Origin of the sequence: Dellaglioa algida (assembly GCF_030127605.1) — a bacterium.
Classification (GTDB): Bacteria; Bacillota; Bacilli; order Lactobacillales; family Lactobacillaceae; genus Dellaglioa; species Dellaglioa algida.
The window spans coordinates 21310-34242 of sequence record NZ_JANXLE010000006.1 but is presented as its reverse complement, the minus strand read 5'-3'; the positions used below and the strand labels follow the sequence as shown (position 1 = coordinate 34242).

Annotated in this window: 11 protein-coding genes; 2 read left to right on the top strand and 9 right to left on the bottom strand. The window is 37.9% G+C overall.

Annotated features, from left to right (window positions below; translation table 11 throughout):
* Nucleotides 1-514 precede the first annotated feature (514 nt).
* Nucleotides 515-3139 (bottom strand): hypothetical protein, encoded by a 2625-nt coding sequence (locus tag N0K73_RS05915; protein ID WP_146744980.1) that lies wholly within the window; start codon nt 3137-3139, stop codon nt 515-517.
* Between the two features lie 185 nt (nt 3140-3324).
* Nucleotides 3325-3498 carry a hypothetical protein gene (locus N0K73_RS05910; RefSeq protein WP_181647377.1) on the bottom strand — a complete coding sequence of 58 codons (174 nt, stop codon included), beginning with the start codon at nt 3496-3498 and terminating at the stop codon, nt 3325-3327.
* 380 nt (nt 3499-3878) lie between these two features.
* Between N0K73_RS05910 and clpP the strand changes: the two genes are divergently transcribed.
* Together clpP and N0K73_RS05900 are read left to right on the top strand one after the other, a co-directional pair.
* Nucleotides 3879-4472 (top strand): ATP-dependent Clp endopeptidase proteolytic subunit ClpP, encoded by a 594-nt coding sequence (gene clpP / locus N0K73_RS05905; protein ID WP_057973705.1) that lies wholly within the window; start codon nt 3879-3881, stop codon nt 4470-4472.
* A gap of 123 nt (nt 4473-4595) precedes the next feature.
* Nucleotides 4596-5114 carry a DsbA family protein gene (locus N0K73_RS05900; protein WP_112250367.1) on the top strand — a complete coding sequence of 173 codons (519 nt, stop codon included), beginning with the start codon at nt 4596-4598 and terminating at the stop codon, nt 5112-5114.
* A gap of 73 nt (nt 5115-5187) precedes the next feature.
* Here N0K73_RS05900 and N0K73_RS05895 read toward each other — a convergent pair whose 3' ends face one another.
* From N0K73_RS05895 to uvrA, 7 genes are all read right to left on the bottom strand, one after another.
* Nucleotides 5188-5439, bottom strand: coding sequence for a fatty acid kinase subunit FakA-related protein (locus N0K73_RS05895; RefSeq protein WP_057973704.1), 252 nt, complete (start codon nt 5437-5439; stop codon nt 5188-5190).
* A gap of 26 nt (nt 5440-5465) precedes the next feature.
* Nucleotides 5466-6404: a DNA-binding protein WhiA gene (gene whiA / locus N0K73_RS05890; RefSeq protein WP_057973703.1), complete on the bottom strand. Its 939-nt coding sequence runs from the start codon at nt 6402-6404 to the stop codon at nt 5466-5468.
* A 20-nt stretch (nt 6405-6424) separates the two neighbouring features.
* Nucleotides 6425-7444, bottom strand: a complete 1020-nt coding sequence (locus N0K73_RS05885) for a gluconeogenesis morphogenetic factor MgfK (RefSeq protein ID WP_284068657.1) — start codon at nt 7442-7444, stop codon at nt 6425-6427.
* Complete coding sequence (gene rapZ, locus N0K73_RS05880) at nt 7441-8325, bottom strand: RNase adapter RapZ (RefSeq protein ID WP_057973701.1); 885 nt, start codon at nt 8323-8325, stop codon at nt 7441-7443. Before rapZ ends, N0K73_RS05885 begins: the two co-directional genes overlap by 4 nt.
* An 87-nt stretch (nt 8326-8412) precedes the next feature.
* Complete coding sequence (gene sdaAA / locus N0K73_RS05875) at nt 8413-9294, bottom strand: L-serine ammonia-lyase, iron-sulfur-dependent, subunit alpha (RefSeq protein WP_284068656.1); 882 nt, start codon at nt 9292-9294, stop codon at nt 8413-8415.
* Nucleotides 9295-9305: 11 nt separating this feature from the next.
* On the bottom strand, nt 9306-9965 hold the full coding sequence (locus N0K73_RS05870; RefSeq protein ID WP_112250371.1) for a serine dehydratase beta chain: 660 nt from the start codon (nt 9963-9965) through the stop codon (nt 9306-9308).
* A gap of 101 nt (nt 9966-10066) precedes the next feature.
* Nucleotides 10067-12922: an excinuclease ABC subunit UvrA gene (gene uvrA, locus N0K73_RS05865; protein WP_112250373.1), complete on the bottom strand. Its 2856-nt coding sequence runs from the start codon at nt 12920-12922 to the stop codon at nt 10067-10069.
* Nucleotides 12923-12933 lie beyond the last annotated feature (11 nt).

Sequence of the window (12933 nt, the reverse complement as noted above, 5' to 3'; positions counted from 1 at the left end):
TTAGTGACTCTTATGCCTGTTTGGTTTAAAAATAACTTTGATAATAGGCTGTCCACAACAAAAGAAAACCAATAACATGCTTATTCGTCTTCTTTTACTTATTTTTTGTCATGAATTCCGTAAACAAATAATATCATGACCTTATTTTCTTTTCAAATATGACGCTCATAGTACACTTTTCCTGGTATTTTTATGCATTTATGCGAAGTATATACATTGTTTTTGAATATTTAAATCGGTTTCATATCACATGCTTAACATGATTTCCTTACTATCACCCTCCTCTTCAACCGTAATTAGCTAAATTCTTTCAATTTTAATATTTCAACTATTGCTTAGGGAACAAGATTCTATTTTGTAAAGTACAAAAAATCTGTTATCAGCGGTAAGGTTCCCTACCACAAACAACAGATTTTATCAGGCTAATATAATAATAACCTTACGTTTTTTTCCAACTTTTCCTACATCTGTAATCTCTAAAAACGCTAACAATTACCATTAATTTAACTATCTTTTATGGCGCACTTGTCAATGTCCATTCAATTTCTCCAGTGTATGTCCCTACTTTAAGCGAAGTATTGGAACCATTGAGGTTAGCAATAATCCCCTGTTTGGCATCCCACGTCACATCCTGAGTTTCTGCCGTCTTACCCGATCCGACAATAACACTTCCGCTATCCAAATCCGTGACAACGTTGTTCGTATCAATATATTTCAAAACACCAGTTAACGTATTAGAACCTGACGTCAGTTTTTTTGAAACCTTTGCCGTTAAGTTCCAACCTTGCCGACCAGTATTAGAAATTGACACTTTAGCCGTACTATTATCTTGACGCTGCAAGTTAAAGTTTTCTGAACTATATGGTAACATTACTCCGCCCGTTGCCCCATAATTCATTGTGTCAGGTGCTGCAGTTATTTTCAAACCACCCGCAACGGTAATATCTATTGTGATCTCTTTACCATCCGAATTTTGGATAACTGCTTTATAACTTCCGCCACCAGAAGTTGCCGTCAGCGTCGTTGATTTAACACTAACTGCAGAATTAGCACCCGTTGCAAGCATCCAACCTTTAGCTTCACTATTCTTTAAAATAAACGTATCCAGTGCAGCCTTACTCGTTAACACTGAGATGGCATCACTGGTTGTGCTGAAGCTCTTCGCGTAAACCGCAGAATTATCAACAACAACCGTATCGTCATCCGTGACGTTCACAGGTACGGGAATGTTAACAACTTCTTTAGGCAAAGTTGTTATATCCGTCAATGTCATATCCTGGATATAGAAGCCGGGAACTTTATTATTAAGTGGTTTACCCGACGGATTTTTGCTATCAATTATTAACGTATGACGGTTTGAGTTCATAATCGTTATATTTGTTATTAACTTAGATTCATCCGTTGAAACCGTCTCACCCGTTTTAATTCTTTGCATAACGGGTGTTGCACCTAATTTAAATAGGTTAACGGTAACCGTTACAGGCGTATCCTGTTCAAAATCATTTTCATCAACAGCCGCAACAATGATTTTATTTGCGCCTACCTTTAGCTTAGAAACATCTATTGCCGCAGTATAATCGATAGACTTACCAACCGTAATCGTGTCATACTTGTTATCTGATAGTGAAGACATTGAACCATCTTCATATGTCAGTTTAATACGACCTTTAGTACTATCTACATCAGAAACCTTACCTTTAATTGTTAGCACATCTTTTTGATCTGCGTAGGCATTAATAGTTGGCGATGTTACCGTCGCAACAGGCGGAACGCTCGGAGTTACCTCTTTATAGGTTAAGTAAGACCCATTAGTAAGTGTTTCCCCTGGTGCCAGCATTTTAGAATTAGTCTTAATGATGAACCCACTATCTCTGTCACTATTATTAATTCCCGTAAGTGTTTTAGTAGGATCTTTAATATCGTAAATACCGATATTAGTTCCAGCCGCATAATTCTCCATCCCCGTCCCAGGTACCCCACCGTTGAAATATTGGCCCACATTCGCCACATTCAAAAGTTTTTTTGGATAGCTTCTTGTACTGTTGATGTTTCCAGCCGTATAATTTGTCCATCCGCCCAATTTAGCATTGGTATTTGGGTCCCTTAGACTAAAGTTTAAGGTATGCGAAGTCCCCACCATTTTGAATCCATTACCAGGTCCCAGACTGTTAACAGGAACCGCGTCATTATCCACGTAGGTATCGACGCCTTCTACTGCCCCAATAGCTCGACTACTTGTGTCACTATTAGTAATACTGAAATAACTGTATAAGCCACCGTTTGCATCGTACATTTCTTCAAATGTATAACTCAACTTATATACCGTATCGTACATTATTGCTTTAAATCCGGTACCGGCTTTATTTTTATATAAATGATACCCATTAATTTTATTACTTGCCGATGGTCTTCTACCCACAGCGGACTCAATCGTACTAATTGTGGGAGAAGATAACCCCACCGCGTATCCACGATCTGCCGGTATCGAATTGTCGATTATTATTCCGTAATATTTTTTGGGGTCAGGATTTTTACTAGTATCAGTTGTATAAACCCAACTAGATGCGTTCGTTACTCTGTTATATGCATTATTATTTGTTAATGAGCTGGGCTGAAATGCAAACGCAGAGTTTCCAAAATACAAAACGGGTTCATCGTTTCTACCTTGTTCCCCCGACGGAGAAACGTACGCTGTCGCTGACGAATTGGCAAAATCTGTACTAGTATCCCAATCCGTATTAATGGCTCGGGTTGTTGGTCCCATGTAACCGGCGGCAGGTACTGCTGCCTTAGCCTTAACCACCTTATCAACTTTAACAGATGAAGATTCTTCTTTTGCTTTTGTCGTATCATCTTTTACAGTAGAGACATTTTTATCTTTCGTAGTGGGTACTTCTTTATCCGTTACAATAGAAGAATCCTCCTTTGCTTTTTGAGCATCAGCATCTTCCGTGATTTTTTCGAACCCACTTTTTGGATTATCAGTTATTTGACCTGTTGCTTGGTTCGAAACTACTGAATCATCGCGACTTACCGCTTTGACTACGGCTCCGGCGGGTATCATACCTGCCAGAATAATGCCTGTCATTAACACTGTTGAAACCCATCTTTTTTTACTACTGTTATTCCCTTTCATCATTTAGCCCCCTAAACTGTCGCAACCCATACTAAGACTCACTGCCTTAGTTCAACTCTCTTTCATTTTGAAAATAACCCTATGCATTCACGCGATTATTGATTTCCATACAAACAATTAACCCCATTAACAATTTATATAAAAAAACGCAACATTATTTTGTTTAAAACTATTCATTTATATATCCTCTAAGAACCCGCATCAACAATCGTTTGGTCAACGTGTAGAAGGTAAATGAACCATGATTCAACCGAGATTTTAATTTTTAGAATTTCATTCATATAAGGCCGTTCCTTAAATTTTTTAATGAAAGACACTACTCTTTTCACACTTGTTTTTGCCATAATGACAATTCTGTCCATTTTACTCATCTCCTTCATTTTGTTTATAAACAATATCGATAACAGGTTATTCACGATGCCTTTAAGGCATTAACGTGATTTTTATCATCGCACAAAATTACATCGCGCAATCCACAATTGGATAGTATCACTCAACTTTCCCCTTTTCAAATAAGACGCCCTGAAAAGACACGCCTTAACTTTTTTATACACTTTAGTAGGATATACTCATAAATTAACGCATATTATGCCGTCCTTTATCACGTTCACTCACATTATTTTACCTTCTAAATAGTTAAAATTTATTTTAAACAATTAGGTTCTTTCATTTGACCTTTTTTGACCAAGAAGGTAAAATTACTTTATGTTAGATTAAACAACAAATTTGGAGGTTTTTAATTATGAATGTAGTTCCTACAGTTATTGAACAATCTGCTGGTGGCGAACGCGCCTATGACATTTATTCTCGTCTATTAAAAGACAGAATTATTATGCTTTCTGGTGAAGTTAATGACGATATGGCAAACGCGATTATCGCTCAATTGCTTTTCTTAGATGCTCAAGACTCAGAAAAAGATATTTCAATTTACATTAACTCACCCGGCGGTTCCGTTTCTGCCGGTTTGGCTATCTACGATACAATGAACTTCATCAATGCTGATGTTCAAACAATCGTTATGGGTATGGCTGCTTCAATGGCTAGTGTCTTAGCTACTGCTGGTACAAAGGGCAAACGTTTTGCCTTACCTAACTCAGAGATTATGATTCATCAACCACTTGGTGGCGCTCAAGGTCAAGCAACAGAAATTGAAATTGCTGCTGCACACATCTTGAAGACAAGAACATTAATCAACAAGATTTTGGCTGACGCAACTGGTCAAGATATTGAAATTCTTAACAAAGATACAGATCGTGATAACTATATGACTGCTGAACAAGCAAAAGAATATGGTTTGATTGATGAAATTATGACTAACAAAAAGGGTCTTAAATAATTTTTGACGCTTCAAAGGCACTGACAAGTTAATTGTTGGTGTCTTTTTTTGAGCGAAAAATTACTCGTATTGACCCTTACTATGCTATACTGACGCTATTAAACGAAGGTAGGAATGATAAAAATGGATATTTCAATTATTGATGCATCAAAAGTAAAACGCGATCTTGGTCTCGTGATTGGTGATCCAAATGCACCAAAAACGATTGTGGAATTTATTAATGTTCGTTGCCCTTACTCTAAAGAATGGTTTGAAAAATCTAAAGAAACTCTAGATGGTTATATTGCAGATGGTAAAGTCAAACGTGTCATTAAACTCTTTGATAAAGAAAAAGAATCCTTACAACGAGGCAATATTGCGCATCACTACTTGCCACTAGATAATTCACAAAAGTCATATGATTTAATTACTGAATTATTCAAAACGCAAGAAACTTGGAAGGATTTCACACTTGAAGAAGTTGCTACTTATATGGAAGAAACGTTTAACTTAACGGATGTCTCGGACAAAGTAGCGATTGACGCTATTATTAATGAAGCGAATGCTGCACATATCCAATTCGTTCCAACCGTGATTGTTGATGACCATATTTTTGATGAATCAATTGATATGACAACATTAAAATCATATTTAGATAACTAAGGCCACAAAAAAACCAGATAATCATAATAACTGAGATTTCAGTCATTATGATTATCTGGTTTTTTATCGTTCACTAACCTTTTAATCCTTTAGCTTGTCTGACCATATCTTCAACGACAATATCAAAAATATCCCCAAGGCTGGCACAATATTCTAGTATTTTCCATGGATAATTTGTATGGAAGTGTAACTTCATTAGGTCAGTGTCACCGGCAACCATCAGACTATCACCCTCAAATTGACGGACAATCTCATCATACAAACGATCCTCGTCTAGCGTACTACCCTCAAGCAATAATTGTACATCATATTTAAATTCAATCATGAAACCCACCCTTTCAAGACGTTGATTTATTTTTCACCAATTCGAACTTTTTCAGCAAATTCATTAATTTTTCGTAATCGATGATTAATCCCCGACTTTGAAATTGGACCTCCTGGCACCAAGTCGCCAAGCTCTTTCAAGCTAACTTCTTGATGTACCAATCGGGTTTCAGCAACTTCTTTTAATTTAGAGGGTAGCTGACCTAACCCAACAGAATGCGCGATGAATTCGATATTCGCAATTTGTTTATTTGCGGCATCGGCAACCTTGTTCATGTTTGCCGTTTCACAGTTAACCATGCGATTTACCGAGTTACGCATATCACGGACAATTCTAATATCTTCAAACTTCAACATAGCTGTGGTTGCGCCAATCAATGATAAGAAATCAGCAATTTTTTCTGCTTCTTTCAAATAAACAATATAACCACTACGACGTTCAGTCATCCTCGCGTTGAAGCCAAATTTATTAATCATCTCGCAAATCGTTTGGTTATGTTCTTCATAAACAGAATAGATTTCCAAATGATAACGGCTGGTTTCAGGATTGTTGACTGAACCACCCGCCAAGAATGCGCCCCGTAAATATGAACGCATCATCATATCATCATGTGACAATAAATCAGTTGGCACACCCATCTTAAGTTGCATATCTTCAATAATATCCAAATCTTTTAAGACAAAGTCGCTTCCTGTTTTCAATCGCACAATATAAATGTTATTCTTTTTTAATTTCATTTTACGACGCACTAATAGTTCGCTCGTAATATCATAAAATTCATTCAAAAGTTCATAGATTCGTCGCGCAATTGCGGGATTTTCAGTCTGAACATTTAAAACAAATTGATGATTAATAATACTCAAAGAGCCGTTCATTCGAATCAACGCCATTAACTCTGCTTTGGCGTTGTTTCTCCGGACTTTGAGGGTTGTTAATTCTTTTTTTACTTCACTTGCATATGACATTTATTCACCTTATCTTCGTGCTAACTATGCTCTCTGTGTCTTAATTCATGATTTGGTCGACCAACTAAGTCCATTAATTCCTCAACAACCTTGTTGCCGTCATGAAAGACACCCTGATCTTTTAATTTTAGGAAATTCGATGAGATAACACGGCAGTGTTGTTCCCTTAATCCGTTAAAATCGTGTTCAACTTGAATTAAGTTTTCATCATATTTTTCTTTGTCCATGTAACCTTCTGGTACCTGCGCCGTATTTACAAGGACTGTATTTACGAAACATTGACCCAAATACGCATTCAAAATTCGAACGTGATCCGCATCCGTAAAGTGTTCTGTTTCACCCTTTTGCGTCATGATATTACAAATGTAAACAACTTCAGCTTTTGTTTCTGCCAAAGCTTTTCCCACATTCCCAATAACTAAGTTCGGTAAAATACTTGTGAATAAACTACCGGGCCCAAGGACAATCTGGTCCGCACTCAAAATTGCCTCAACTACTTCTGGTACGGCTGCCGGCATTTCAGCTTCATTTTTTTCGTTTGACGTCACCCAAACACGTTTAATTGATTTTCTGGCAGCTGTAATTTCTGCTTCACCAGCTAAAAAGGTACCGTCAGAAAATTCCGCATTTAAAACTAATGGTTCATCGGCAACTGGAAAGACGTGTCCATCCACTCGCATCATTTCTGATAATTCTTGCACAGAGGCGAAAACCCCTTTTTTCATTTCAGCCAATGCGGCAATAATTAAATTACCAATTGCGTGACCGGCAAAGAATCTATCCGATGTATCAAATCGATATTGGAAAATGTCCAAATAAATTTCTGGTAATTCAGACAGGGCCGCAAGAACGTTACGAATATCACCAGGCGGCACAACATTCACATAATCTCTGATAATGCCGGACGAACCGCCATCATCAGCTACCGTTACAACAGCCGTAATATCAGCATTTTTTTCTCTTAAACTTTTTAAAATGACTGGTAGTCCAGTTCCGCCACCAATCACAACAATTTTGGGCCTATGTCCATTTTTTGTCATGATCTATTCACCGATTCCTTACTTTTATTAATATCTCGATGGGTAACATTCACTGGGTACGTGACCTTTAGTTCTTCACTCAAGCGTTTAGCTAGAGCAACTGAACGATGTTGTCCACCTGTACAACCGATTGCTATTGTTAAATTAGTTTTACCTTCAGCTTCATAACCGGGTAAAATTGATTCAAGTAATGATTCAAACTTTGTGTAGAAGCCTTCTGTTGCGGGTTGCTTCATTACATAATCATAAACAGCTTTATCCAAACCTGTCTGTGGTTTTAATTCTGGAATGTAATGTGGATTAGGTAAGAAGCGGACATCCATTACGATATCTGCATCAATAGGTAACCCATACTTAAACCCAAACGATAAAATCTCAACGTGAAAACTTGCCGTTTCTCTTGTTTCAAAGTTATGGAAAATTTCTTCGCGTAATTGACGTGGCGATAAATCAGTTGTATTAATCACTAATTGTGCTTGTGTTTTAATATCATTTAATAATTCACGTTCTTTTTCGATACCATCCATAAGACGGCCTTCCATTGCCAACGGATGCGCGCGTCTCGTTTCTTTGTATCGTGAAACTAGTTCTGCATCTGATGCATCAAGGAATAAAATCTTAGTCGTCATGAATTCAGTATTATCAAAACCTGATAACATTTCAATAATTTCATCATAAAAAGCGCGTGATCTTAAATCCATAACCAATGCAATTTTTGAAATCTTACCTGATTCTTTTACTAATTCCCAGAACTTAGGTAATAAAGTTGGTGGTAAATTATCAATACAAAAATAACCAAGATCTTCAAAGCTTTGCATTGCGACCGTCTTGCCGGCCCCACTCATCCCTGTAATTACAACTAACTCTAATGTATCTGCCATTTTAATTCCTCCAAATCTACTGTCATCAGTATAACATACCTGGTGTTTCTTTTGTATCCGTGTACAAAAAAAGAGTTGTTTCCAACTCTAAATCGTTTCACCAAAGATTTTCATTTTAATTGCTTGGCCTGTTGGTGTACTGGCTAAGCCACCAACACCTGTTTCTCTAAGCGCACTTGGCATCCGTTCACCAATATCTTTCATCGCCATAATGACTTCATCAGCAGGAACCTTATTAGATAACCCCGCTAATGCCATATCAGCAGCCGTTAGCGCATTAACCGTACCAATTGCATTTCGCTTAATGCATGGAATCTCTACCAAACCGGCAACTGGGTCACAAACCAACCCTAATAGATTACTTAACCCCATCGCAAAGGCTTCCGCACATTGTTCTGGTGTACCACCGGTAATTTCAACCGCAGCTGCAGCCGCCATGGCCGATGCACTCCCAACTTCCGCCTGGCAACCGCCTGTTGCACCGGCAATCATCGCGTTATTTGCGACAATCATCCCGAACGCACTAGACGTGAATAAAGCTTGTATCATTTTTTCATGTGATAAGTTCAAGCGTTTTTGAATCATAAAAATAACCCCAGGCAAAGTACCAGATGAACCAGCGGTGGGCGTTGCGCAAATAAGTCCCATTGACGCGTTGACTTCATTAGTCGCAATTGCATATTGCATGGCTTCTAAATTAGCATCTCCTGATAACGACTGCCCTTTTTCACGATACTTCCGTAATAAAACGGCATCCCCACCTGTTAGTCCAGTGGAAGAAGTCACGCCCTCACCGTTAGATCCCCGTTCAATTGCTTGTTTCATAACTTCTAGATTAGTCGACATTTTTTCAATGATAATGGCTCTAGTTTCACCAGATTGTGCCATTTCTTGGTCAATCATCAATTCTGAAATTAATTTATTTTCTTTATTTGCGGTTGAAACCAGTTCAGCAATACTCTTATACAAGATGGAACCTCCTATTTTAAATAGATGAGATTATGGGTCAGCAGCCGAAGTTGTTTAAGTTCAGTTTCAGCAAGATTTTTTGTTAAATCGTATTCATATATAAACTCGTTTGGTGTTAATTCTGACTCATTTTGGCTAATGATACCTGCCGTTTTTTCAATTTCGTTTTGAATTTTATCTTGATTAATTGGATTGGCCTCCAACACTAATATCGGTAAACCGCCCTTTGGAAAAAATTGTTGCTTTTTAATCGTGAATGCTCTAATTTCAATCGTCCCACCACCGATTGAACAACCCATTAATGAAATTTTTTTAGTTTCATTTTCAAGCGTTAGTTCAGCACTGTTAGGGTGATTAATGGGACTCGGATGGGAATCTTCGATAAATTGAATGTCTATCCCCATTTTTTCAGCAATTTGAATTGCTTGGGGACAGCGAACATCATCGGGTTCAAAACCTAAGACACCCGCAACCGTCGCAAAATCGGTTCCATGCCCGCGATGCGTTTTAGCAAATGATTCAAAGTACCGAACTTTTAATTTAGTTATCTGTCCATTAAATAGTTGAAAACCAACTTTGCCAATTCTGGCAGCGCCGGCCGTGTGGGAACTAGATGGTCCTATCATAACTGGTCCAATAATATCAAAAACGCTCTTATACTTATTGCCCATGGCCAACCGGTCCTCCAATTTATTTCGTTCTTCTTTAAAGTTACCACTTTTTCCATAAAAAGATAATAAAAAAAGACAGATTCTCATCTGTCTTTTCAAAATTACTTATTCATTCGTGCACGATCACGTTCTAAAATTGGTTTTAAGTAGTGTCCTGTATAACTTTCAGGCACTTCAGCAATCTCTTCCGGTGTTCCAGTAGCAATAATTGTTCCACCACCGTCTCCACCTTCTGGACCTAAATCAATTAAATGATCAGACGTTTTAATCACATCCAAGTTGTGTTCAATTACTAGCACGGTATTACCCGCGTCAACTAAGCGATTCAACACACCAAGTAATCGTTTAATATCATCTGTGTGTAACCCAGTCGTAGGTTCATCCAGAATATAAAAACTCTTACCATTTGACTGACGGTGTAATTCAGAAGCCAATTTCATTCGTTGTGCTTCACCACCAGATAAGGTTGTTGCTGATTGGCCTAACGAAACGTAACCTAACCCAACATCAACAATTGTTTGTAATTTACGTCTAATCTTAGGAATTGGTTCGAAGAATTTCAAGGCTTCGCCAACCGTTAAATCTAAGATATCCGCAATTGTTTTATTTTTATAAGTCACTTCAAGCGTTTCAGAGTTATAACGTGCGCCATGACAAATTTCACATGGTACGTAAACATCTGGCAAGAAGTTCATTTCAATTTTAATAATTCCGTCACCTTTACAGGCTTCACAACGGCCACCCTTAACATTAAAACTGAAACGACCTTTTTTATAACCACGTAATTTAGCTTCATTAGTTTCAGCAAATAAATCACGGATATTATCAAAAACACCCGTATAAGTTGCGGGATTACTTCTTGGTGTTCGGCCAATTGGGCTTTGATCAATATTAATCACACTCTCAACATTTTGAACACCCGAAACTGATTTGTATTTACCCGGTTTTTCAGAATTACGGTTTAACTTTTGTGATAAGACTTTTTTCAAAATTCCATTGACTAAAGTTGATTTACCTGAACCTGAAACCCCTGTTACTGAGATGAATTCACCCAATGGGAAATCAACCGTCACATTCTTCAAGTTATTTTCTTTAGCGCCAGTAATTCGAATCTTCTTACCGTTACCGTCACGTCTTGTTTCAGGTAACGAGATGAATTTTTTACCAGACAAATACTGACCTGTTAAAGATTTACGACTCTTCTTCACTTGGGTTGGTGTTCCGGCAGCGATAATTTCACCACCTAATTCACCAGCCCCAGGACCCACATCAATTAAGTAATCAGCGGCCATCATAGTATCTTCATCGTGTTCAACTACAATTAACGTATTACCTAGATCACGCATTTTCTTAAGTGATTCAATCAAGCGATCATTATCTCGTTGATGTAACCCAATTGAAGGTTCATCTAAAATATATAAGACACCTGATAAATTCGAACCAATTTGTGTGGCTAATCGAATTCGTTGCGCTTCACCACCTGAAAGTGTTCCCGCAGAACGTGATAAGGTTAAATAATTTAACCCAACATTTTCCAAGAACGTTAAGCGATCACGAATTTCTTTCAAAATAGGTGCCGCAATAACAGTTTCTTTTTCTGACAATTCTACATTTTCAAAGAATGGTAAGCCATCGCCAATTGAAAGTGCAGAAATCTTACCAATATGTTGCCCATTAACTTGTACGGCTAGTGCTTTACGGTTCAAGCGGTAGCCATGACATGTTTGGCAAGTTAAACTTGTCATATATTTACGCATCTGATCACGTGTAAAATCACTATTCGTTTCTGTATGGCGACGACTAATATTCGTAATAACCCCTTCAAATAGCGCATCAACATCACGAACACCGCCAAAATCATTGGCATAATGAAAATGGAATTGACGTGTCCCTGAACCATTTAAAACAATATCACGTTGTTCATCCGTCAAGTCTTCAAATGGGACATCCATTGGAATTCCAAAAGCTTCTGCTGCTTGTGCCAACATTGATGGATAATATTGTGAACTAATTGGATTCCAAGGTTCAATCGCCCCATCAGCTAACGTTTTAGTTGGGTCCGGGACAATTAAATCTTCATCAACCTCTAGCTTCATCCCTAGTCCATCACAGGTCTCACAAGCGCCAAATGGTGCATTAAATGAGAACAAGCGTGGTTCTAATTCACCCACCGTGAATCCACAAATTGGACAGGCATAATGTTCAGAAAATTGAAGTGTCTCACCATCTGTTTCGCCATCAAGAATATCTGCAGTTGCATATCCTGAAGATAATCGTAATGCCGCTTCAAATGAATCAAATAAACGTGAACGAATCCCCTCTTTAACAACAATTCGATCAATCACAATATCGATTGAATGTTTCACATTCTTTTCTAGCTCAAATGTTTCGTCAATATCATGTAGTTCACCGTCAACGCGTACACGGACAAAACCTTCACGTTTGATTGTTTCAAAAACCTTTTTATGTTGTCCCTTTTTATTACGAATAATCGGTGATAAAATTTGTAATTTTGTTCGATCTTCTAATTCCAGAACGCGATCAACCATTTGTTCAACGGATTGACTCGTAATTTCATGACCATCATTTGGACAGATAGGATGTCCTACGCGAGCCCAAAGCAATCTTAAATAATCATTAATTTCAGTGACCGTTCCAACAGTTGATCGTGGATTTTTTGAAGTTGTTTTTTGATCGATCGAAATAGCAGGCGATAGCCCATCAATTGAGTCAACATCTGGTTTATCCATCTGACCTAAAAATTGTCGTGCGTATGCCGACAAACTTTCAACATAACGTCGTTGGCCTTCAGCATAAAGCGTATCAAAAGCCAATGAACTTTTTCCTGACCCCGAGAGCCCGGTAATAACAACTAATTTATCTCTTGGGATAGTGACATCCACATTTTTTAAGTTATGCGCACGCGCACCATGAATCACAATTTTATCGTTTTTCAAGAAAAAACCCC